The organism is Bradyrhizobium sp. LB8.2, assembly GCF_040548035.1.
Lineage (GTDB): Bacteria > Pseudomonadota > Alphaproteobacteria > Rhizobiales > Xanthobacteraceae > Bradyrhizobium.
In genome coordinates, this window is sequence record NZ_JBEPQV010000011.1 from 1 (window position 1) to 20,687 (window position 20,687).

Below are 20,687 nucleotides of genomic sequence, written 5' to 3' on the forward strand. Positions count from 1 at the left end.
CAACCAAGTGCACCAGAGGATCATGCGGCCACACTGCTCCAGGCGGAACCCCGCAGCCACGATACCGTGTTCATGGTCCGTGTGCAGCGCCGGTTCGGAGCTGGGGGCTCATGGTGAGGAGCGCGCCCTTGCGCGCGTGGCGGACGATGCTGCGCATCGCCGCGAGAACCATGCAGGCCCCGCTGATGCAGCCCGGCCTCGATCCTTCGAGACGCCGCTTCGCGGCTCCTCAGGATGAGGGGAAAGAGTTTGTGGTGAGATATCCGTCGAGGCAGAAACATCCCGGCACAAACAAAAAAGGACCAACTTGCGTTGGCCCTCCTTGTCGTGCGAACAGACCCGATCCTGACGACCCCGGGGGGCTGGGGGCTGAGGAATCCGGAACCGAAAGGACCGGGTCAACGCACACCTGCTTCTTCGCAGGGCAGGGCGGCAGTCGCTTGGCGGAAAAGCGGCGACACTATGATTCTTGCTAACGATCCCGTGACGATTTGCGCGACAGAGTTCCACCCTGCGTGTGCCCGGAATTCATCGGATTTTATGCGTCCTCTCAAGGCCCCCTTGCGGTGGGGAACAGTTGGGGCAATCATGCAGCTGTCATGATCCGCGGTTCCGGGGACGGTCTTCGCGGACGTGGTCATGCTGTGGCGACAGGAGGCTTTCTATGAGTCTGTCGGAGGATGCCGATCCGAGCGAACAGCGCGCGGCGGCGCGCCCAGCCGCTGCGAATGCGCAACTGGGCCGGGTGACGTTCAACCGGCTCGAGTTGCATCGTATTCTCAATCTCTACGGCCGTATGGTCGCCGACGGCGAGTGGCGTGACTATGCCATCGACTTCCTGAAAGACCGCGCCGTGTTCTCGGTGTTTCGCCGCGCCTCGGAAGTGCCGATCTATCGCATCGAAAAAGATCCGCGCCTCGCGCGCAAGCAGGGCATGTACAGCGTGATCTCTGCGACGGGTCTGATCCTGCGCCGCGGCCACGAGCTCGAACGCGTGCTGCTGGTGATCGATCGCAAGCTGGCTGTGGTGTAGCTGCCCACCCATCCTGCGAGAGCGAGCCTAGTTCCCCGGCACCGTACCCGCGCCCTCGCCGAGGTCGCGCTGCATCATCACCGTATCCAGCCAGCGGCCGAATTTCAGCCCGACGCTGGGGTGCGTGCCGATCATCTTGAAGCCACCCTTGGTGTGCACGCCGATCGAGCCGGCATTGGCGGAGTCGCCGATCACCGCGATCATCTGGCGGAAGCCTCGCGCCTCGCATTCGGCGACCAGACGCTCCAGCAACAGAAGTCCGACGCCGCGACGGTGAAAGCCTGGATCGAGATAGATCGAGTTCTCGACCGTGAAGCGGTAGGCCGGCCGCGGCCGGTAGGCCCCCGCATAGGCATAGCCGGCAACGCGGCCGTCGAGGATGGCGACGAAATAGGGATAGCCGCCGTCGATCAGCGTACGATAGCGGCGCGTCATCTCGGCGAGGTCGGGCGGGTCCAGCTCGAAGGTCGCGGTGCCCTCGCGGACGGCCTGCTGGTAGATGGCGGTGATGGCGGGAAGGTCGGCCTCGAGGGTGGGCCTGATTTCAGGTGCGGACATGGGGCGAGATTAGAGCGTTCCCGGGACGGCTGGAAGAGGCAACGGCTTCTCGGCGTGGTCTTCGCGAGCGCAGCAGGCCCATCTTCTCCGCTGTCATGCCCCGCATAGGCATCCAGTACTCCGAGACAGCGCGGCTAGAACGGAGCCGCTGCGGCGTACAGGATCGCCCGCCCCAGTGCGCAATTGCGGACAAGGCGGGACGATGACAGCGGCGGGTGCTGCGACGTCCGGCCCCAAACAAAAACCCCGGCCTTTCGGCCGGGGCTCGTGTTGTTCGCTCTGGGCTTGCGCTTAGTCGCGCTGGCCCAGGAGCTGCAGGAGCAGCGTGAACAGGTTGATGAAGTTCAGGTACAGCGACAGTGCGCCGGTGATGGCCGCACGCTCCGCGACTTCACCGCCGGCCGAGGCGTAGCCGTAGATGTAGTCATTCTTCAGCCGCTGGGTATCCCAGGCGGTGAGACCCGCGAACACCAGCACGCCAACCACCGAAACGACGAACTGGAGCAACGAGCTCGCCAGGAACAGATTGACCAGGCTCGCGATGACGATGCCGATCAGGCCCATGAACAGGAACGAACCCATTCCGCTCATGTCACGCTTTGTGGTGTAGCCGTAGAGGCTGAGCGCGCCGAAGGTCGCCGCGGTGATGAAGAACACCCGCACGATCGAGGTGTGCGTGAAGACCAGGAAGATCGAGGACAGCGAGACGCCCATCAGCGCGGCGAACACCCAGAACAGGATCTGGGCGGTCGAGGGCGCGAGACGGTTGATGCCCGCCGAGATCACGAACACCATGGCGAGCGGCGCGAGCATGAACAGCCACTTCAAGGGGCTGACGAACATCGCGTAGCCGAATGGCGTCAGGAACAGCTTGCCGACGCGGACGGCTTCCGGGGTCGGAACATCCGTCACGGCGGCCATGTAGACGCCGAGTGCGGCAAGGCCGGTGATGGCCAGGCCGATGCTCATGTAGTTGTAGATGCGCAGCATGTAGGCGCGCAGGCCGGCATCGACCGTCGCGGCGTCAACACGCCCGGCGGCCCTGCCGAAAGGAGAAGCGTAGTTACGGTCTAGGTCCGACATGGTCGAATTCCCGTTGGTTAGCCCGGTCCGGCATGAGGGCTCCATGCCACCGGTTCGTCAAATTCTATCTCGGATACCGATGTCTGCCGACTAAATTTTGGCTAACAATCGGGGCTCCGAACCCATTCGATATGTGGGAAACTAACACATTCGCTGCAACCGTCCACGCGCGGCTGAATGTCGCCCTCGCCCGCAATCCTGGCGAGCAAACGTGGTTAATCGCCGGAATCGTGCGATTCCGCCCCCGCACAGCCGCCCGCTACCATTTGTCACAAATTCCGCAGCACCGTGGCGGGCTTTTTGTTCAACGCTAGGAGCGTGCCGGCGAGCCCGAGCCCGACCGTGACGACCAGGGCGGCCGCGACCACGCCAGCCGCGCTGCCGGCCTGCCAGACGAAGGTGAGCGTCATCAGCCGGGTCACGATCATCCATGCAGCGACGCTGCCGGCGAAAACGCCGAAAACCGCAGTGGCGAGGCCGATCAGGAGGTATTCGAGCGCATAGGCGCCGAGCAGCCGCAGCCGGGTCGCGCCCAGGGTCTTGAGGATCACCGCATCGTAGACCCGGTGGCGATGGCCGGCGGCGAGCGCGCCGCCCAGCACCAGGATCGCCGAAATCAGGGTCACCGCGCTGGCGCCTCGGATCGCCAGCGCCAGATTGGTCACGACCGAGCCGACCGTCTCCATCACCTCGCGCACACGCACGCTCGTCACCATCGGATAGGCGTCGGCGACCTCCTTGATGATCTTGCCGTCGCCAGCCGCGTCGCCGCCGGCTTCCGTCAGCGTCGCGATGTGGGTATGCGGCGCGCCCTTGAATGCGTTCGGCGAGAACACCAGGACGAAATTGATGCCGAGGCCCTGCCAGTCGATGCTGCGCAGATTGCTGATCTTCGCGGGGATGTCGCGGCCGAGGATATTGACCACGACCTCGTCGCCGAGCTTGAGGCCGAGCCCGTCCGCGATCTTCTTCTCCATCGAAACCAGCGGTGGGCCGGTATAATCGGCGCTCCACCACTCGCCCTCGACCACCTTGGAGCCTTTCGGCAGATCGGCGGTATAGGTCAGGCCACGGTCGCTCTGCAGCACCCACTCGGAATCGGTAGTGGGCTTGAGCTCCTCGGCGCGGACGCCGCGGGCTCCGACGATGCGCCCGCGCAGCATCGGCACGTCCTCGACCTTCGCGCCAGGGGCGATCTGGCGCAGATAACCGTCGAACTGCTCGGCCTGCGTGCTCGGGATGTCGATGAAGAAGAACGATGGTGCGTGCTCGGGCAATGCCGCCAGGAACTGCCGGCGCAGATTGCCGTCGATCTGGGTGATGGTGACGAGCACCGCGAGCCCGAGGCCCAACGACAGCACGACCGAGGGCGTCAGCGCGCCCGGCCGGTGGATGTTGGCGATCGCGAGGCGCAGCATCGGCAACCGCGTGCGCGGCAGCCGCCGCGCGATCGCCATCAGCAGCACGGCAATGCCGCGCAGCAGCGCGAACACGACGACGGAGGAGGCCACGAACACCGCGGCGATGCGCTTGTCGAACGACAGGCCAATCACGACCGCGATCAGCAGCGCGACCACGACGGCCATGAAAACGAGGTAGCTCCAGCGTGGCCGGTGCCATTCGTTGCTGATGGTGTCGCGGAACAGCGCGGCCACCGGCACGTCGTGCACGCGCCCGAGTGGCCACAGGCCGAAGGCAAGCGCAGTGAGCAGCCCATAGACGAACGACAGCGCGAGCTCGTCGGCATGCACCGCCGGGACCACCGGCAGCGGCAGCAGCTTGCCGAACAGGCCGACGATCGCAAAGGGCATGGCGGCGCCGAGTGCAAGGCCGATCAACGAGCCGATCGCTGCGAGCAGGAGAACCTGCGCGAGATAGATGCCGAACACGTCGCGCCCGGTGGCGCCGACGGCCTTCAAGGCCGCGATCACCTCGAGCTTGTGGTCGATATGGCTCTTGACGGCATTGGCGACGCCGACACCGCCGACCAGCAGCGCAGCGAGGCCGACCAGCGTCAAGAACTGCGTGAAGCGGCTGATATTGCGTTCGAGCTGCGGCGAGGCATTGGAACGGCTGCGGACCTCCCAGCCGGCCTGCGGCGCGGCGTTGCGCGCATCCGCGATGAAGGTTTCGGTGTCGCGCTCGCTGTTGGCGATCTCCGGCAGCTTCACCCGATAGACCCAGCGCACCAAGCTGCCGGGCTGGATCAAGCCGGTGGCGCGCAGGCCCGCCTCGCTGATCAGGAAACGCGGGCCGAAGCCGATGCCGCCGGCGAGCTTGTCGGGCTCGGCCTCGACGGTGCTGCGGATCTGGAACGTTGCTGAGCCGACGGTGACGCGATCACCGGTCTTGAGCGAGAGCCGCGCCAGCAGCGTCGGATCGGCGGCGGCGCCGAACGCGCCGTCGCGCTCCGCGAGCAGGTCGGACATCGGCAGCGGCGGCGCCAGCGTCAGCTGTCCGAGCATCGGATAGGTGTCGTCGACCGCCTTCATCTCGACCAGTGCGAGCTGGCCCTCCGCCGACCGCGCCATGCCGCGCAGTGTGGCGGCGCTCGAGACCGTACCGCGCGAACGCAGGAAGGCGACTTCCTCCGGCTTCGCTTCGCGCTGAAACAAGACGAACGACACGTCGCCGCCGAGCAGCGTGCGGCCCTCGCGAGCGAGGCCGTCGCTCAGGCTCGCCGAGACCGAGCCGACGCCGGCGATGGCCATCACGCCGAGCGCGATGCAGGAAATGAATACGTAAAAGCCGCGCAGGCCGCCGCGCAATTCGCGCAGCGCGTAGCGCAGCGACAGCGCGACGCCGTTGGGCTTCGCGAACGGTTCGACTGCTGCGCTCATGCGGGTGCAGACTGCGTGTCGATGCGCCCCGAACGCAGGCGGATCACGCGATCGCAGCGATGCGCGAGCGAGGAATCGTGCGTGACCAGCACCAGGGTCATGCCGCGCTCGGCATGCTTGCTGAACAGGAGATCGACGATCTGCTTGCCGGTGGCTTCGTCGAGATTGCCGGTCGGCTCGTCGGCAACGAGGATCGCGGGATCGGGCGCCAGCGCGCGCGCCAGCGCAACGCGCTGCTGCTCGCCGCCGGAGAGTTGCGTCGGGTAATGATGCAGGCGGTCGCCGAGCCCGACCGATTGCAGCTCCTGCGCCGCGCGCTTGGCGGCGTCGGGATTGCCGGCGAGCTCGAGCGGCACGGCGACGTTCTCCAGCGCCGTCATCGTCGGGATCAAATGGAAGGACTGGAAGACGATGCCGACCTGGCGGCCGCGGAAGCGGGCCAGCGCGTCCTCGTCGAGGGCATTGAAAGGCGTGCCGCTGACCACCACCTCTCCGCTATCAGGACGCTCCAGCCCAGCCATCACCATCAGCAGCGTGGATTTGCCCGAGCCTGACGGGCCGATCAGCCCGATCGTCTCGCTGCGGCCGACGCGCAAGCTGATATCCTTGAGAATGTGAACGCGTGCCGCGCCCGTACCCAATGACAGATTGACGTTGGAGATGGCGATGGTGTCTGCCGAGCTGTCGGCGAGCGAAGAGGAAGAGATGCGAGTGTCCATGGTCCGGTCATATGGCAACTCCGTACGCGCGGTCGAGAGGCGTTACGGATTGTTCATGCACATAGCCGTGTTGATGTTCGCTTTGATGACGGTCGCAAATCCGGCGTGGGGGGAAGCGACAAAATCGGTCAAGCTTGTCGTTCTCGGCGATTCCTTAAGCGCCGGTCTCGGTCTCCCGGCCCAGGAAGCATTCCCCATAAAGCTTAAAAAAGCCTTGCAGGACAAAGGCATAGAAGCCGACATGACCAATGCCGGGGTGTCCGGGGACACCTCGTCGGGTGGCCGTGACCGGCTCGACTGGTCGGTCCCTGACGGAACCGATGGTGTCATCATCGAGCTCGGCGCCAACGACGCGTTGCGCGGCATCGATCCCGATTTGACGCGCACCGCGCTGGCCGAGATCGTCCAGCGCCTCAAGGTGCGCAAGATTCCAGTCATGCTGTGCGGCATGCTGGCGCCGCCGAATTACGGCCCGGATTATGCGGCACGCTTCAATTCGATTTATCCGGATCTGGCGAGAAAATTCGACGTGCCGCTCTATCCGTTTTTTCTTGACGGTGTCGCAGCCGACGCCAAACTCAACCAGGCCGACGGCATTCATCCGACCGCGGCGGGCGTCGACATCATCGTCAAGAATATCTTGCCCACGGTTGAGGCATTCCTTGGCACGATAGCTGAGCAACGGCGTTGAAAAGCAGGCAGCGCCGACCGCAATTCCCAGGGTTTTACCGGGGTGAGGCGCGCGATGCTTCGCAGGGTCACACAACTGCGATAGGAATTGGGGTACCGGTGATTCGTCGCCGGCTCTAAAATTTGGATATGGTCTTTCCGAGGATCATGCCCAAGCATCGGGAGTGCGAAACGATGCCGCGTTTGTTCACCGGTCTGGAAATTCCGGCCGAGATTAGCCAGTCGCTTTCCAATTTGCGGGGCGGGCTTCCCGGCGCCCGCTGGATCGATCCCGAAAATTACCATGTCACCCTGCGTTTCATCGGCAATATCGACGGCATGTCCGCCAACGAAATCGCCTCGATGCTGTTTCGCGTCGACCGCAAGCCGTTCGAGGTGAAGGTGCAGGGACTGCAGAGTTTCGGCGGACGCAAGCCGCGTGCGGTGGTCGCAACCATCGTGCCAAGCAAGCCGCTGATGGAATTGCAGGCCGAGCTCGAGCGCATGATGCAGCGGATCGGCCTCGACCCTGAAGGCCGCAAGTTCATCCCGCACGTCACGCTGGCCCGTCTGCATGACGCCACCGACCGAGATGTCGCCGACTATCTCTCGCTGCGCGGCTATTTTCCCAGCAAGGCGTTCACGGCCGAACGCTTCGTGCTGTTCTCCTCGCGCGCCTCCACCGGCGGCGGTCCCTATGTGGTCGAGGACGCTTACGAGTTGTGTGAGTGAGCTTGGCTCGCGAGCCATATGGCGCGTGGCGTCTATCGCGGTCAGAATGGCAACCCGTGTTTGTCATAGACAACAATTTCGTCTGCCGTCTGGTCGGCTACCACAGGCAGCTCGCTCCAGCGTCGGCGGCTCGCAGCCATATCGTCCAAGAGAGCAGTCTTGCGGTGCTGATTGTCGATCCGGCTAAGCCGCTCCTCGATAGCTCGCTTCGTCGCGACCACAACGGTCTCGCCGGTGAGTTGCGCCAGCCTCCACGCGAGATGCTCGGTCTCGGGGTCCTTGATACTAAGAGCCATGTCAGGAACCTCAAAGTAGCCGCTAAACTCTCTGATATTTCAATCATCCGCCCGCACCCACGTGACCAGGGTAAGCGCATGCGCCCCTTGCGCCAATACACAGTTGCAATTTCCGCCGGTCTCTGGCGGTAAAGAGCCATGCTCTCGATTCCCAGTTCCCCATTCCGCGAGGCGTATCAGGCCCTGATCGTATCAGGCGCGATCGAGGCCGACGCTGCGCAGGCCGAGATCGCCGAAGCCTATACGGCGCTCGACCAGCGGCTCGCCGATTACAAGCCGCCGCGCAAGCAGGGCCTGCTCAGTCGCCTGTTCAGCAGCGACAAGGACGAGGCGCCGCACGGGCTCTACGTCCATGGCGAGGTCGGCCGCGGCAAGACCATGCTGATGGACCTGTTCTTTCAGCACAGTACCGTCGAGCACAAGCGGCGCGCGCATTTCCACGAGTTCATGGCCGATGTGCACGAGCGCATCTACGACTATCGCCAGGGCATCGCGCGCGGCGAGATCGCCGACGGCGACGTCATCACGCTGACCGCGAACGCCATCTTCGAGGAGAGCTGGCTGCTCTGCTTCGACGAATTCCACGTCACCGACATCGCCGACGCGATGATCCTCGGCCGCCTGTTCGCAAAGCTGTTGGAGCTCGGCACCGTGGTGGTCGCGACCTCCAACGTCGCGCCTGACGATCTCTACAAGGGCGGCCTGAACCGTTCGCTGTTCCTGCCGTTCATCAAGCAGATCACCGACCACATGGACGTGCTGCGGCTCGACGCGCGCACCGACTTTCGGCTGGAAAAACTTCAGGGCGTGCCGATGTGGCTGACGCCGGCAGACACTGAGGCGGACACCGCGCTCGACCGCGCCTGGTCGAAGATGTCCGGCAGCGCCAAATGCAAGTCGCGCGATATTTCGATCAAGGGGCGCATCCTGCACGTGCCGTGCTCGGCCCCCGGCGTGGCGCGGTTTTCGTTCGCCGATCTCTGCGAGAAGCCGCTCGGCGCATCCGACTATCTCAGGCTGGCGCACGACTATCACACCATCCTGGTCGACCATATTCCAGTGATGGACCTCTCCCAGCGCAACGCCGCCAAGCGCTTCATCACGCTGATCGACACACTCTATGACAATGCCGTGAAGCTGATGGCTTCCGCCGATGCCAACCCGATCTCGCTGTACCTCGCCCACGAGGGCAACGAGGCCAACGAGTTCAAGCGAACGTCGTCGCGCCTGATTGAAATGAGCTCGGAATCCTATCTGGCGCTGCCCCACGGCCGCAAGGATTCCACCGCCAGCGGCTCGACCAAGGGCTTGGTGGAGACTTAAGAGGGCTTGGTGGAAGAGGGCTTGGTGGAGACTTAAGTCCTATTTGCCAGCGCTGTCATTCCGGGGCCGCGACGGAGCCCGTCATCGGGCCATGTTTCGTGCAAACCGGTTGGATGCGATCTGGAATGACAGGGATGCGCTCCAATACGCGGCAAGCCCGACAAATGGGCAACCGGCGACTTGAACGGGGGAGGCTAAAGGGATAACCACCCGTCTCAGTTTTCCCCTCCTGACGTGTCTAAAGGACAGGTTCACATGGCGCGCGACAAGATTGCTTTGATTGGCTCCGGTCAGATCGGCGGAACGTTGGCTCATCTCATCGGCTTGAAAGAGCTGGGCGATGTGGTGATGTTCGACATCGCCGAGGGCGTGCCGCAGGGCAAGGCGCTCGACATCGCGCAGTCCTCGCCGGTCGACGGCTTTGACGCGCATTTCACCGGCGCGAACTCCTACGAGGCGCTCGACAACGCAAAAGTCTGCATCGTCACCGCCGGCGTGCCGCGCAAGCCCGGCATGAGCCGCGACGACCTCCTCTCCATCAACCTCAAGGTCATGGAGCAGGTCGGCGCCGGCATCAAGAAGTACGCCCCCGACGCTTTCGTCATCTGCATCACCAACCCGCTCGACGCGATGGTCTGGGCGCTGCAGAAGGCCTCCGGCCTGCCGCACAAGAAGGTCGTCGGCATGGCCGGCGTGCTGGATTCGTCGCGCTTCCGCTACTTCCTGGCCGACGAATTCAACGTCTCGGTCGAAGACGTCACCGCCTTCGTGCTGGGCGGCCATGGCGACACCATGGTGCCGCTGGTGAAGTACTCCACCGTCGCCGGCATCCCGCTGCCCGACCTCATCAAGATGGGCTGGACCTCGCAGGCGCGCCTCGACGAGATCGTCGACCGCACCCGCAACGGCGGCGCCGAGATCGTCAATCTGCTCAAGACCGGCTCGGCCTTCTATGCGCCCGCGGCCTCCGCGATCGCAATGGCCGAGAGCTATCTGCGCGACAAGAAGCGCGTGCTGGCCTCAGCCGCCTACCTGAACGGCGAATACGGCGTGAAGGACATGTATGTCGGCGTGCCCGTCGTGATCGGCTCCAAGGGTGTCGAGCGCGTCGTCGAGATCGAACTCGTCGGCAAGGACCGCGAGGCCTTCGACAAGTCGGTCGGCGCGGTTCAGGGCCTGGTCGACGCCTGCAAGAAGATCGCACCCGATCTTCTCGGCCGCTAAGGTCAAAACGTCCCCGCCGAAGACGAAACCCGGTCTTCGGCGGTTTCATTTCCGGAGGCCGCGTCGGGCGGGTTCCGGGTCCGCAAGTCCAGAGATCGATGTCAAAGAATCCGAGTTGCAGTTCCTGTGGTATATGGTATGCCAGCCACAAGACTGAGGTGGGCCCATGCGGTCACCGCCCGCGGGTTCAGGGAGCGACCATATGAATATCCATGAATATCAGGCCAAAGCGCTGCTGAATGAGTTCGGCGTGGCGATCTCCAAGGGCGTTGCGGTCCTGAAGGCGGCTGACGCAGACGCAGCGGCCAAGGCCCTCCCGGGCCCGGTCTGGGTGGTCAAGAGCCAGATCCACGCCGGCGGCCGCGGCAAGGGCAAGTTCAAGGAGGCGTCCGCCGGCGACAAGGGCGGCGTCCGCATCGCCAAGTCGGCCGCGGAGGTCTCCGAGTTCGCCAAGCAGATGCTCGGCGCCACGCTCGTGACGATCCAGACCGGCGCCGCCGGCAAGCAGGTCAACCGCCTCTACATCGAGGACGGCTCCGACATCGACAAGGAATTCTATCTTTCGATCCTGGTCGACCGCGAGACCTCTCGCGTCTCGTTCGTGGTATCGACCGAGGGCGGCGTCAACATCGAAGACGTCGCGCACAACAGCCCCGAGAAGATCGTGACCTTCTCGATCGATCCCGCGACGGGCATCATGGGCCATCACGGCCGCACCGTCGCCAACGCGCTGAAGCTTTCCGGCGATCTCGCCAAGCAGGCCGAGAAGCTCACAGCGCAGCTCTACGCGGCGTTCGTCGCCAAGGACATGTCGATGCTGGAGATCAACCCGCTGGTCGTGACCAAGCAGGGCCAGCTCCGCGTGCTCGACGCAAAAGTGTCGTTCGACGACAACGCGCTGTTCCGTCACCCCGAGGTGCTGGCGCTGCGCGACGAGACCGAGGAAGACGCCAAGGAAATCGAGGCGTCGAAGTACGATCTCAACTACGTCACGCTCGACGGCAACATCGGCTGCATGGTCAACGGCGCCGGTCTCGCCATGGCGACGATGGACATCATCAAGCTCTACGGCATGGCGCCGGCGAACTTCCTCGACGTCGGCGGCAGCGCCAGCAAGGAAAAGGTCGCGGCCGCCTTCAAGATCATCACCGCCGATCCCAACGTGAAGGGCATCCTGGTCAACATCTTCGGCGGCATCATGAAGTGCGACGTGATCGCCGAGGGCGTCACGGCTGCGGTGCGTGAAGTCGGCCTCAGCGTGCCGCTCGTGGTTCGCCTCGAAGGCACCAATGTCGAACTGGGCAAGAAGATCATCCGTGAATCCGGCCTCAACGTGGTGCCGGCCGACAATCTCGACGACGCCGCGCAGAAGATCGTGAAGGCCGTCAAGGGAGGCTAAGGCCATGACCCAGGACCATCTCGCCGCATCATCCCCGCTGCCGGAGCACGCGCGTCTTGCCGCGTTCGCCGGCGAATGGAATGGCGAAGAGGTGGTCTTTCCGTCGCGCTGGACGGAAGGCGGGCCGGCCACCTCGCGCACCGTCGCGCGCATGGACCTCAACGGGTTTTACCTGATCCAGGACTCGGTTCAGATGCGCGACGGCAAGCAGGTCTTCGCCACCCACGGCATCTTCACCTTCGACCGCGAGGACCGGACCTACAAATTGTTCTGGTACGACTCGCTCGGCTACACGCCGCCCTCGCCCGCCTCCGGCGGCTGGGTCGGGAAGACCCTGACACTGGTGCGCGGCTCGCTCCGCGGCAATGCGCGCCACGTCTACGAAATCATCGACGACGATTCCTATTCGTTGAAGATCCAGTTCTCGCCGGACGCGGAAGGCTGGGCCGACGTCCTCACCGGCGTCTACCGCCGCATCCACTGACCTCTCACACGTTAGTTTCGCGAAAGCAGACCTCATGTCCATCCTGATCGACAAGAACACCAAGGTCATCTGCCAGGGCTTTACCGGCAAGAACGGCACGTTCCACTCGGAGGCCGCGATTGCCTACGGCACCAAGATGGTCGGCGGCACTTCGCCCGGCAAAGGCGGCGCGACGCATCTGGGCCTGCCGGTGTTCGACACCGTGCGCGAGGCGCGTGAGAAGACCGGCGCCGACGCGTCCGTGATCTACGTGCCGCCGCCGGGCGCGGCCGATGCGATCTGCGAAGCCATCGATGCCGAGGTCCCGCTGATCGTCTGCATCACCGAGGGCATTCCTGTCATCGACATGGTGCGCGTGAAGCGTTCGCTGGCCGGTTCCAAGTCGCGTCTGATCGGGCCGAACTGCCCGGGCGTCATGACCGCCGGCGAATGCAAGATCGGCATCATGCCGGCCAACATCTTCAAGACCGGCAGCGTCGGCATCGTCTCCCGCTCCGGCACCCTGACCTACGAAGCCGTGTTCCAGACCAGCCAGGAAGGCCTCGGCCAGACCACCGCGGTCGGCATCGGCGGCGATCCGGTCAAGGGAACCGAATTCATCGACGTGCTGGAAATGCTGCTGGGCGACCCCAAGACCGAGTCGATCATCATGATCGGCGAGATCGGTGGTTCCGCCGAGGAAGACGCCGCCCAGTTTCTCAAGGACGAAGCCAAGCGCGGCCGCAGGAAGCCGATGGTCGGCTTCATTGCCGGTGTCACGGCCCCTCCCGGCCGCCGCATGGGCCATGCCGGCGCGATCATTTCGGGCGGCAAGGGCGACGCGGGTTCCAAGACCGACGCGATGAAATCGGCAGGAATTACAGTGTCTCCGTCTCCCGCCCGCCTTGGGCACACGCTTGCCGAAAAATTGAAGGGCTAATTCACTCCTTCGCACTTTTCCGGGCGAAGTTTCGCAGCAAATAGGGTAAATGGTGCCTGTCGCGCTGGTCCTCTGCCGGGGAGCCCAGCGCCAGCGCCGTTTGTTATGCGCGAACCGAAATCGCCAGGAACTCAAGTATGTCTCGCCAAGACGCGAACGCAGCCTTTGCCCTCTCCTCCTTTTTGCAGGGCACCAACGCCACCTACATCGATGAAATCTACGCCCGCTACGAGAAGGATCCGTCCTCGGTGGATGCCGAGTGGCAGGACTTCTTCAAGAGCCTCAACGACCAGCCGGCTGACATCAGCAAGAACGCCGAAGGCCCGTCCTGGGAGCGCGCCAACTGGCCGCTGACCCCGCAGGACGATCTGACCTCCGCCCTGGACGGCAATTGGGCGGAAGTCGAGAAGACGGTCGGTGCCAAGATCGCCGCCAAGGCGCAGGCCAGGGGCGGCGATAAGGGCGGCGGCCTCTCCTCCGCCGACCTGCTCCAGGCCACGCGCGACTCGGTCCGCGCCTTGATGCTGATCCGGTCCTACCGCATGCGTGGTCATTTCCACGCCAAGCTCGATCCGCTCGGCATCGAAGCCCAGCGCAATCGCGAAGAACTCGATCCGCGGACCTACGGCTTCAGCGAAGCCGATTTCGACCGCAAGATCTTCCTCGACCATGTGCTCGGTCTCGAATACGCCAACTTGCGCGAAATCACCGCGATCTGCGAGCGCACCTACTGCCAGACGCTCGGCGTCGAGTTCATGCACATCACCAACGCGGCGCAGAAGGCGTGGATCCAGGAGCGGATCGAGGGGCCGGACAAGGAAATCTCCTTCACCCGCGAAGGCCGTCGCGCCATCCTGATGAAGCTGGTCGAAGCCGAAGGTTTCGAGAAATTCTGCGACACCAAATTCACCGGCACCAAGCGCTTCGGCCTGGACGGTGCTGAATCGCTGATCCCCGCGCTCGAGCAGATCATCAAGCGCGGAGGCAATCTCGGCGTGAAGGAGGTCGTGCTGGGCATGCCGCATCGCGGCCGCCTCAACGTGCTGACCCAGGTAATGGGCAAGCCGCATCGCGCGCTGTTCCACGAGTTCAAGGGTGGCTCGGCCAATCCGGACGCGGTCGAAGGCTCGGGTGACGTCAAATATCACCTCGGCGCATCCTCGGATCGCGAGTTCGACGGCAACCGCATCCATCTGTCGCTGACTGCCAATCCCTCGCATCTCGAGATCGTCGATCCCGTCGTGCTCGGAAAAGTCCGCGCCAAGCAGGATCAGCACGGCGATCCGCCGGACCAGCGCATCTCGGTGATGCCGCTCCTTATGCACGGCGACGCAGCGTTTGCCGGCCAGGGTGTGGTCGCGGAATGCTTCGGCCTGTCGGACCTGAAGGGCTACCGCACCGGCGGCTCCGTGCACTTCATCGTCAACAACCAGATCGGCTTCACCACCTATCCGCGTTATTCCCGTTCTTCGCCGTATCCGTCGGATGTTGCGAAGATGATCGACGCGCCGATCTTCCACGTCAACGGCGACGATCCGGAGGCCGTGGTGTTCGCGGCCAAGGTCGCGACCGAGTTCCGGCAGAAATTCCACAAGCCCGTCGTCATCGACATGTTCTGCTACCGCAGGCATGGCCATAACGAGGGCGACGAGCCGGCTTTCACCCAGCCGGTGATGTACAAGAAGATCGCGGCCCATCCGTCGACGCTCGAGCTCTACGCCCGCCGCCTGATCAGCGAAGGCGTGCTGACCGAGGGCGAGGTCGAGAAGGCCAAGGCGGACTGGCGCGCGCGGCTCGATGCCGAGCTCGAAGCCGGCTCCGGCTACAAGCCCAACAAGGCCGACTGGCTCGACGGCAAATGGGCCGGCTTCAAGATCGCCGATCAGGAAGAAGATGCGCGGCGCGGCGTCACTGGCGTCGACACCGCAGAACTGAAGGATATCGGCCGCAAGATCACCAAGGTGCCGGACGGTTTCCGCGTCCACCGCACCATCCAGCGCTTCCTCGACAACCGCGCCAAGGCCATCGACACCGGCGCCGGCATCGACTGGGCGACCGGCGAGGCATTGGCGTTCTGCACCCTGCTCAACGAGAATCACCATGTCCGCCTGTCGGGTCAGGATTCCGAGCGCGGCACCTTCTCGCAGCGCCACTCCGTCCTGATCGACCAAGAGGACGAGAGCCGCTACACACCGTACAACCATCTCGGCAACGAGCAGGGCCATTACGAGGTCATCAACTCGCTACTGTCGGAAGAAGCGGTGCTCGGCTTCGAGTACGGCTACTCGCTCGCCGAGCCGAACACGCTGACGCTGTGGGAAGCCCAGTTCGGCGACTTCGCCAACGGCGCGCAGGTCGTGTTCGACCAGTTCATCTCCTCGGGCGAGCGCAAATGGCTGCGCATGTCCGGCCTCGTCTGCCTCTTGCCGCACGGCTATGAGGGCCAGGGGCCAGAGCATTCCTCGGCGCGTCTGGAGCGTTTCCTGCAGATGTGCGCCGAAGACAACATGCAGGTGGTCTACCCGACCACGCCGGCGAACTATTTCCACGCGCTACGCCGGCAGCTTCATCGCGAGATCCGCAAGCCGCTGATCGTGATGACGCCGAAATCGCTGCTGCGTCACAAGCGGGCTGTGTCGCGTCTCGAGGAACTCGCGAAGGGAACGACCTTCCACCGCATCCTCTACGATGACGCCCAGATGCAGCCGAGCGAGGCGACCAAGCTCGTTCCGGACGACAAGATCCGCCGCATCGTGCTCTGCACCGGCAAGGTCTATTACGATCTCTACGAGGAGCGCGAGAAGCGCGGCATCGACGACATCTACCTGATGCGCGTCGAGCAGCTCTATCCGGTGCCGCTGAAGGCGCTGGTGGCCGAGCTCTCCCGCTTCAAGAAGGCCGAAATGGTGTGGTGCCAGGAAGAGCCGCGCAACATGGGTGCCTGGCACTTCATCGAGCCCTATCTGGAATGGGTGCTGAATCAGGTGAACGGTGTGAGCCGGCGTCCGCGTTATGTCGGCCGCGCCGCTTCCGCCGCGACCGCCACTGGCTTGATGTCGAAGCATCAGGCGCAGTTGAAGGCGTTCCTGGACGAAGCACTGAGCTGAGCTTTTTCGAGCTGCGTCATGCCCCGCCTTGTGCGCAATGGCGCACTGGAGCGGGGCATCCGGCAAACCGTGGCGTCCGTGGTGAATGCGAACGTTTGGGCCTGCTGGATGGTCTGCTTTTCGCCGGCCGATGACACCTGAAAATTCCCGACCGCATTGGCGATCTCCTTAAGGAAAAGACCATGACTGAAATTCGTGTGCCGACCCTCGGCGAATCCGTCACTGAGGCCACCATCGGCCGCTGGTTCAAGAAGGCCGGCGATCCCGTCGCCGTCGACGAGCCCTTGGTGGAGCTCGAGACTGACAAGGTCACCATCGAAGTCCCGGCGCCCTCCGCCGGCACGCTGAGCGAGATCGTCGCCGCCGATGGCGCGACCGTTGCGGTCGGTGCGCTGCTCGGCCAGATCACCGAGGGCGCCGCTGGCGCTGCCAAGCCGGCTGCCGCTGCGCCCGCAAAGCCCGCGGCTGCCGCTCCTGCCGCCGCCGCGGCTGCTCCCGCTGCGGCGTCAAAGGCGCCGCCGGCCGACGCCCCGCTCGCCCCGTCCGTGCGCAAACTCTCGGCTGAGACCGGCATCGACGCCTCGACCGTTCCGGGCTCCGGCAAGGACGGCCGCGTCACCAAGGGCGACATGCTCGCCGCGATCGAGCGTGCGGCGTCTGCGCCGACCCCGGTCAACCAGCCTGCCGCCGCCGTTCAGGTCCGCGCGCCGTCGCCGGCCGATGACGCCGCCCGCGAAGAACGCGTCAAGATGACCCGGCTGCGCCAGACCATCGCGCGCCGCCTCAAGGACGTGCAGAACACCGCGGCGATGCTCACGACCTTCAACGAGGTCGACATGACCAACGTCATGGCGCTGCGTGCCCACTACAAGGATGCGTTCGAGAAGAAGCACGGCTCGAAGCTCGGCTTCATGGGCTTCTTCACCAAGGCCGTCGTGCAGGCGCTGAAGGACATCCCGGCTGTCAACGCCGAGATCGACGGCACCGATCTGATCTACAAGAACTACTACCACATCGGCGTCGCCGTCGGCACCGACAAGGGCCTCGTCGTGCCCGTGGTGCGCGACTGCGACAGCAAGTCGATCGCCGACATCGAGAAGGGCATCGCCGATTTCGGCCGCCGTGCCCGTGACGGCCAGCTCAAGATCGACGAGATGCAGGGCGGCACCTTCACCATCACCAATGGCGGCATCTACGGCTCGCTGATGTCGACCCCGATCCTGAATGCGCCGCAGTCGGCCATCCTCGGCATGCACAAGATCCAGGAGCGGCCGATGGCGATCGGCGGCAAGGTCGAGGTCCGCCCGATGATGTACCTGGCACTGTCCTACGATCACCGCGTCATCGACGGCAAGGAAGCCGTCACCTTCCTGGTTCGCGTCAAGGAGAGCCTGGAAGATCCGGCTCGCCTGGTGCTCGATCTCTGATCCCTGATGCTCTGCGAGCGCCGTCGCCTTTCGCGGCGGCGCGTGTCGAACCATGGAGGCGCGCGTGACGGATAAAGTCGTTGTCATCACCGGCGGCAGCCGCGGCATCGGCCGCGCGACCGCGATTGCGGCGGCCGCGCGCGGCTTTCGCGTCGTCGTCGGCTATGCCAGCAACAAGCAGGCCGCCGACGAGGTGGTTGCCGCGATCGAGGCCAGCAACGGCAAGGCGATCGCGGTCAAATGCGACGTCGCGGAGGAAAGCGACATCCTCGCGCTGTTCCAGGCGGCGGACAAGTTCGGCACGCTCGGCGCGCTCGTCAACAATGGCGGCATCGTCGGGACCAGCGGCGTGCGTGTCGACGAGATGTCGGCCGAGCGCATCCAGCGCGTCATGGCGGTCAACGTCACCGGCTCCATCCTCTGCGCCCGCGAAGCGGTGAAGCGGATGTCGACCAAGCACGGCGGCCAGGGCGGCGTCATCGTCAATCTGTCGTCGGTTGCCGCCAAGCTCGGCGCACCCAATACCTATGTCGATTATGCCGCCTCCAAAGGCGCGATCGATTCCTTCACCATCGGCCTTGGCTACGAGGTCGCAAGCGAAGGCATCCGCGTCGCGGGCATCCGCCCCGGGCTGATCGACACCGAAATCCACGCCTCCGGCGGTGAGCCCGATCGGCATCATCGTCTGGCCCATATGGTGCCGATGAAGCGCGTCGGCACCGCCGACGAAATCGCCAACGCCATCGTCTGGCTGATGTCGGACGAGGCCTCCTACGTCACCGCCGCCACTCTCGATGTGTCTGGCGGACGCTGACACATCCTCATCACGCTAAACTCACGGGACTTTCTCTCATGGCTACCTACGATCTCGTCGTCATCGGCACCGGACCGGGCGGTTATGTCTGCGCGGTGCGCGCAAGCCAGCTCGGCATGAAAGTCGCCGTGGTCGAAAAGAACGCCACGCTCGGTGGCACCTGCCTCAATGTCGGCTGCATGCCGTCGAAGGCGCTGCTGCACGCCTCCGAAATGTTCGAGGAAGCCGGGCACTCCTTCGCCAAGATGGGCGTGTCGGTCTCGGCGCCGAAGCTCGATTTGCCTTCGATGATGAACTTCAAGCAGCAGGGCATCGACGGCAACGTCAAGGGCGTCGAGTTCCTGATGAAGAAGAACAAGATCGACGTGCTCAAGGGCACCGGCAAGATCTTGGGCACCGGCAAGGTCGAGATCTCCGCCGACGGCAAGTCGCAGGTGATCGAAACCAAGAGCATCGTGATCGCCACCGGCTCGGACATCGCACGGCTGAAGGGCATCGAGATCGACGAGACCCGCATCGTGTCGTCGACCGGCGCGCTCTCGCTGGACAAGGTCCCCGGCAAGCTGCTGATCGTCGGCGCCGGCGTGATCGGCCTCGAACTCGGCTCGGTCTGGCATCGTCTGGGCGCCGAAGTGGTCGTCGTCGAATTTTTGGATCGCATCCTGCCCGGCATGGACGGCGAGATCGCCAAGCAATTCCAGCGCATCCTGGAGAAGCAGGGTTTTGCGTTCAAGCTCGGCGCCAAGGTCACAGGCGTGGACACCTCCGGCAAGATGCTGAAGGCGAGGGTCGAGCCCGCCGCCGGCGGCGCTGCCGAGACGCTGGAAGCCGACGTCGTTCTGGTCTGCATCGGCCGCGCGCCGTACACGGACGGGCTGGGGCTGAAGGAAGCGGGCGTAGCGCTCGACAATCGCGGCCGCGTGCAGATCGATCCGCATTTCGCCACCAGCGTGAAGGGCGTCTATGCCATCGGTGACGTCGTGGCGGGCCCGATGCTTGCACACAAGGCCGAGGATGAAGGCGTCGCGGTCGCGGAGATCATCGCCGGGCAGGCCGGTCACGTGAACTACGATGTTATCCCGGGCGTCGTGTATACCACGCCGGAAGTGTCCTGCGTCGGCAAGACCGAGGAGGAGCTGAAGCAGGCGGGCGTGGCTTATACGGTCGGAAAGTTTCCCTTTACCGCCAACGGCCGCTCCAAGGTCAACCAGACTACCGACGGCTTTGTGAAGATTCTCGCAGATGCGAAGACCGATCGCGTGCTCGGCGTGCACATTATCGGCCGCGAAGCCGGCGAAATGATCCATGAAGCGGCCGTTCTCATGGAGTTTGGCGGCAGCGCCGAGGATCTTGCCCGCACCTGTCACGCGCACCCGACCCGCTCGGAGGCCATCAAGGAGGCCGCGCTTGCAGTCGGCAAGCGGGCCATCCATATGTAGGTCGCGCCCAGCTCCGAATCGGGCGGGAAACACATGCTGCGCCGCCTGCTTCAACCGATCTGGGTCCTGCTTGCGATCATCTTCCTGATCGAAGCTTGGCTGTGGGATCATCTCGAACCGATCGTCGCGCGGGTCGTCGCAATCATTCCGCTCGCGCGGTTCAAGCAATGGCTGTCGGAGCGCGTCGACGCGCTGTCGCCGGCGATGACGCTGATCGTGTTCGCGGTCCCGATCGTTCCGCTGTTTCCGCTCAAGCTGGTCGGCCTGTGGCTGCTCACGCACGAATACTGGACCAGCGCGGTCGTCACCATCCTGTTCGCAAAGCTGCTCGGGGTCGGCGTCACCGCTTTCGTGTTCGACGTGACGCGCGACAAGCTGATGGAGATGGGCTGGTTCGAGCGGCTCTATCAGCTCGTGATGAAGCTGCGCGCCAAGGCCGCCGAGCTGGTCGATCCGGTCAAGCGCCGCATCAGGGAGCTGATCGCCGGCAACGGCGAGGGCTGGTCCTCCCGCACGTTCCGCCTGATCCAGCGCTTTCGCAAGAGCGTGCACGAAGCGCGCTGATCACTGCCACTTGTTCGGTGTCATTGCCCGCGAAGGCGGGCGGCGTACAGGATGCCG

Annotated in this window: 18 protein-coding genes; 13 read left to right on the forward strand and 5 right to left on the reverse strand. The window is 64.3% G+C overall.

Annotated features, from left to right (window positions below):
* The first annotated feature begins 664 nt into the window (after nt 1-664).
* Complete coding sequence (locus ABIB06_RS15510; protein WP_247344437.1) at nt 665-1,033, forward strand: DUF2794 domain-containing protein; 369 nt, start codon at nt 665-667, stop codon at nt 1,031-1,033.
* Nucleotides 1,034-1,060: 27 nt separating this feature from the next.
* Here the strand turns inward: ABIB06_RS15510 and ABIB06_RS15515 are convergent, their stop codons facing one another.
* From ABIB06_RS15515 to ABIB06_RS15530, 4 genes are all read right to left on the reverse strand, one after another.
* Nucleotides 1,061-1,591 (reverse strand): GNAT family N-acetyltransferase, encoded by a 531-nt coding sequence (locus ABIB06_RS15515; RefSeq protein WP_354049765.1) that lies wholly within the window; start codon nt 1,589-1,591, stop codon nt 1,061-1,063.
* A gap of 291 nt (nt 1,592-1,882) precedes the next feature.
* Complete coding sequence (locus ABIB06_RS15520; RefSeq protein WP_247344431.1) at nt 1,883-2,674, reverse strand: Bax inhibitor-1/YccA family protein; 792 nt, start codon at nt 2,672-2,674, stop codon at nt 1,883-1,885.
* A 269-nt stretch (nt 2,675-2,943) separates the two neighbouring features.
* A complete protein-coding gene (locus tag ABIB06_RS15525; RefSeq protein WP_354049764.1) occupies nt 2,944-5,514 on the reverse strand; it encodes an ABC transporter permease in 2,571 nt (856 codons plus the stop codon).
* A complete protein-coding gene (locus tag ABIB06_RS15530; RefSeq protein ID WP_354049763.1) occupies nt 5,511-6,233 on the reverse strand; it encodes an ABC transporter ATP-binding protein in 723 nt (240 codons plus the stop codon). The genes ABIB06_RS15525 and ABIB06_RS15530 overlap by 4 nt, the downstream gene beginning before the upstream one ends.
* A 55-nt stretch (nt 6,234-6,288) precedes the next feature.
* Between ABIB06_RS15530 and ABIB06_RS15535 the strand changes: the two genes are divergently transcribed.
* Entirely contained in the window at nt 6,289-6,924 is a 636-nt protein-coding gene (locus ABIB06_RS15535) for an arylesterase (RefSeq protein WP_354049762.1), read from the forward strand.
* Nucleotides 6,925-7,097: 173 nt separating this feature from the next.
* A complete protein-coding gene (gene thpR / locus ABIB06_RS15540; RefSeq protein WP_354049761.1) occupies nt 7,098-7,634 on the forward strand; it encodes an RNA 2',3'-cyclic phosphodiesterase in 537 nt (178 codons plus the stop codon).
* 41 nt (nt 7,635-7,675) lie between these two features.
* Here thpR and ABIB06_RS15545 read toward each other — a convergent pair whose 3' ends face one another.
* Complete coding sequence (locus ABIB06_RS15545) at nt 7,676-7,930, reverse strand: type II toxin-antitoxin system VapB family antitoxin (RefSeq protein WP_354049760.1); 255 nt, start codon at nt 7,928-7,930, stop codon at nt 7,676-7,678.
* A 138-nt stretch (nt 7,931-8,068) separates the two neighbouring features.
* On the opposite strand from ABIB06_RS15545, the gene zapE reads away from it, so the two are divergent.
* From zapE to ABIB06_RS15595, 10 genes are all read left to right on the forward strand, one after another.
* Entirely contained in the window at nt 8,069-9,253 is a 1,185-nt protein-coding gene (zapE, locus tag ABIB06_RS15550) for a cell division protein ZapE (RefSeq protein WP_354069137.1), read from the forward strand.
* Between the two features lie 255 nt (nt 9,254-9,508).
* Complete coding sequence (gene mdh, locus ABIB06_RS15555) at nt 9,509-10,477, forward strand: malate dehydrogenase (protein ID WP_247344412.1); 969 nt, start codon at nt 9,509-9,511, stop codon at nt 10,475-10,477.
* 202 nt (nt 10,478-10,679) lie between these two features.
* Nucleotides 10,680-11,876, forward strand: a complete 1,197-nt coding sequence (gene sucC, locus ABIB06_RS15560; protein WP_247344410.1) for an ADP-forming succinate--CoA ligase subunit beta — start codon at nt 10,680-10,682, stop codon at nt 11,874-11,876.
* A gap of 4 nt (nt 11,877-11,880) precedes the next feature.
* Nucleotides 11,881-12,360 carry a DUF1579 family protein gene (locus ABIB06_RS15565; RefSeq protein ID WP_354049758.1) on the forward strand — a complete coding sequence of 160 codons (480 nt, stop codon included), beginning with the start codon at nt 11,881-11,883 and terminating at the stop codon, nt 12,358-12,360.
* A 34-nt stretch (nt 12,361-12,394) separates the two neighbouring features.
* A complete protein-coding gene (gene sucD, locus ABIB06_RS15570) occupies nt 12,395-13,279 on the forward strand; it encodes a succinate--CoA ligase subunit alpha (protein ID WP_354049757.1) in 885 nt (294 codons plus the stop codon).
* A gap of 137 nt (nt 13,280-13,416) precedes the next feature.
* Nucleotides 13,417-16,386: a 2-oxoglutarate dehydrogenase E1 component gene (locus tag ABIB06_RS15575; RefSeq protein WP_354049756.1), complete on the forward strand. Its 2,970-nt coding sequence runs from the start codon at nt 13,417-13,419 to the stop codon at nt 16,384-16,386.
* Between the two features lie 182 nt (nt 16,387-16,568).
* Nucleotides 16,569-17,813 carry a 2-oxoglutarate dehydrogenase complex dihydrolipoyllysine-residue succinyltransferase gene (gene odhB, locus ABIB06_RS15580; RefSeq protein WP_354049755.1) on the forward strand — a complete coding sequence of 415 codons (1,245 nt, stop codon included), beginning with the start codon at nt 16,569-16,571 and terminating at the stop codon, nt 17,811-17,813.
* 52 nt (nt 17,814-17,865) lie between these two features.
* On the forward strand, nt 17,866-18,627 hold the full coding sequence (locus ABIB06_RS15585) for an SDR family oxidoreductase (RefSeq protein ID WP_249804385.1): 762 nt from the start codon (nt 17,866-17,868) through the stop codon (nt 18,625-18,627).
* A 38-nt stretch (nt 18,628-18,665) separates the two neighbouring features.
* Nucleotides 18,666-20,066, forward strand: a complete 1,401-nt coding sequence (gene lpdA, locus ABIB06_RS15590) for a dihydrolipoyl dehydrogenase (RefSeq protein WP_354049754.1) — start codon at nt 18,666-18,668, stop codon at nt 20,064-20,066.
* Nucleotides 20,067-20,099: 33 nt separating this feature from the next.
* Entirely contained in the window at nt 20,100-20,630 is a 531-nt protein-coding gene (locus ABIB06_RS15595) for a hypothetical protein (protein WP_354049753.1), read from the forward strand.
* Nucleotides 20,631-20,687 lie beyond the last annotated feature (57 nt).

Bases quoted from the DNA above. Each gene is read 5' to 3' on its own strand.
- ABIB06_RS15545 (WP_354049760.1), bottom strand. From the start codon at position 7,930: ATGGCTCTTAGTATCAAGGACCCCGAGACCGAGCATCTCGCGTGGAGG.
- odhB (WP_354049755.1), top strand. From the start codon at position 16,569: ATGACTGAAATTCGTGTGCCGACCCTCGGCGAATCCGTCACTGAGGCC.
- ABIB06_RS15510 (WP_247344437.1), top strand. From the start codon at position 665: ATGAGTCTGTCGGAGGATGCCGATCCGAGCGAACAGCGCGCGGCGGCG.
- ABIB06_RS15520 (WP_247344431.1), bottom strand. From the start codon at position 2,674: ATGTCGGACCTAGACCGTAACTACGCTTCTCCTTTCGGCAGGGCCGCC.
- ABIB06_RS15530 (WP_354049763.1), bottom strand. From the start codon at position 6,233: ATGGACACTCGCATCTCTTCCTCTTCGCTCGCCGACAGCTCGGCAGAC.
- ABIB06_RS15595 (WP_354049753.1), top strand. From the start codon at position 20,100: ATGCTGCGCCGCCTGCTTCAACCGATCTGGGTCCTGCTTGCGATCATC.
- zapE (WP_354069137.1), top strand. From the start codon at position 8,069: ATGCTCTCGATTCCCAGTTCCCCATTCCGCGAGGCGTATCAGGCCCTG.
- ABIB06_RS15515 (WP_354049765.1), bottom strand. From the start codon at position 1,591: ATGTCCGCACCTGAAATCAGGCCCACCCTCGAGGCCGACCTTCCCGCC.
- ABIB06_RS15585 (WP_249804385.1), top strand. From the start codon at position 17,866: ATGGAGGCGCGCGTGACGGATAAAGTCGTTGTCATCACCGGCGGCAGC.
- mdh (WP_247344412.1), top strand. From the start codon at position 9,509: ATGGCGCGCGACAAGATTGCTTTGATTGGCTCCGGTCAGATCGGCGGA.
- ABIB06_RS15535 (WP_354049762.1), top strand. From the start codon at position 6,289: ATGCACATAGCCGTGTTGATGTTCGCTTTGATGACGGTCGCAAATCCG.
- ABIB06_RS15525 (WP_354049764.1), bottom strand. From the start codon at position 5,514: ATGAGCGCAGCAGTCGAACCGTTCGCGAAGCCCAACGGCGTCGCGCTG.
- ABIB06_RS15565 (WP_354049758.1), top strand. From the start codon at position 11,881: ATGACCCAGGACCATCTCGCCGCATCATCCCCGCTGCCGGAGCACGCG.
- sucD (WP_354049757.1), top strand. From the start codon at position 12,395: ATGTCCATCCTGATCGACAAGAACACCAAGGTCATCTGCCAGGGCTTT.
- thpR (WP_354049761.1), top strand. From the start codon at position 7,098: ATGCCGCGTTTGTTCACCGGTCTGGAAATTCCGGCCGAGATTAGCCAG.
- ABIB06_RS15575 (WP_354049756.1), top strand. From the start codon at position 13,417: ATGTCTCGCCAAGACGCGAACGCAGCCTTTGCCCTCTCCTCCTTTTTG.
- sucC (WP_247344410.1), top strand. From the start codon at position 10,680: ATGAATATCCATGAATATCAGGCCAAAGCGCTGCTGAATGAGTTCGGC.
- lpdA (WP_354049754.1), top strand. From the start codon at position 18,666: ATGGCTACCTACGATCTCGTCGTCATCGGCACCGGACCGGGCGGTTAT.